1 rRNA gene is annotated in these 1,196 nt (G+C 52.7%); it reads right to left on the bottom strand.

Annotated elements, in window-relative coordinates:
* Positions 1-1,168: ribosomal RNA gene (locus tag JBO43_RS22835) — 23S ribosomal RNA — on the bottom strand; the annotation flags it as partial.
* Between the last annotated feature and the right edge of the window lie 28 nt (positions 1,169-1,196).

Raw genomic sequence — 1,196 nt, forward strand, 5'->3', positions numbered from 1 at the left:
GTCGCTGCCGCAGCTTCGGTGCATGGTTTAGCCCCGTTACATCTTCCGCGCAGGCCGACTCGACCAGTGAGCTATTACGCTTTCTTTAAATGATGGCTGCTTCTAAGCCAACATCCTGGCTGTCTGTGCCTTCCCACATCGTTTCCCACTTAACCATGACTTTGGGACCTTAGCTGGCGGTCTGGGTTGTTTCCCTCTTCACGACGGACGTTAGCACCCGCCGTGTGTCTCCCGTGATAACATTCTTCGGTATTCGTAGTTTGCATCGGGTTGGTAAGCCGGGATGGCCCCCTAGCCGAAACAGTGCTCTACCCCCGAAGATGAGTTCACGAGGCGCTACCTAAATAGCTTTCGGGGAGAACCAGCTATCTCCCGGTTTGATTGGCCTTTCACCCCCAGCCACAAGTCATCCGCTAATTTTTCAACATTAGTCGGTTCGGTCCTCCAGTTAGTGTTACCCAACCTTCAACCTGCCCATGGCTAGATCACCGGGTTTCGGGTCTATACCCTGCAACTTAACGCCCAGTTAAGACTCGGTTTCCCTTCGGCTCCCCTATACGGTTAACCTTGCTACAGAATATAAGTCGCTGACCCATTATACAAAAGGTACGCAGTCACCTAACTAGTAGGCTCCCACTGCTTGTACGTACACGGTTTCAGGTTCTTTTTCACTCCCCTCGCCGGGGTTCTTTTCGCCTTTCCCTCACGGTACTGGTTCACTATCGGTCAGTCAGGAGTATTTAGCCTTGGAGGATGGTCCCCCCATATTCAGACAGGATACCACGTGTCCCGCCCTACTCTTCGAGTTCACAACGTGTGCATTTTTGTGTACGGGACTATCACCCTGTACCGTCGGACTTTCCAGACCGTTCCACTAACACACGCGCTGATTCAGACTCTGGGCTCCTCCCCGTTCGCTCGCCGCTACTGGGGGAATCTCGGTTGATTTCTTTTCCTCGGGGTACTTAGATGTTTCAGTTCCCCCGGTTCGCCTCATGCCACTATGTATTCATGACATGATAGTGTGTCGAAACACACTGGGTTTCCCCATTCGGGTATCGCCGGGTCAAAGGTTCATATCACCTCGCCGACGCTTATCGCAGATTAGCACGCCCTTCATCGCCTCTGACTGCCAGGGCATCCACCGTGTACGCTTAGTCGCTTAACCTCACAACCCGAAGATGTTTCGTAAAACA

Source organism: Lelliottia jeotgali (assembly GCF_016771845.1).
Classification (GTDB): Bacteria; Pseudomonadota; Gammaproteobacteria; order Enterobacterales; family Enterobacteriaceae; genus Enterobacter; species Enterobacter jeotgali.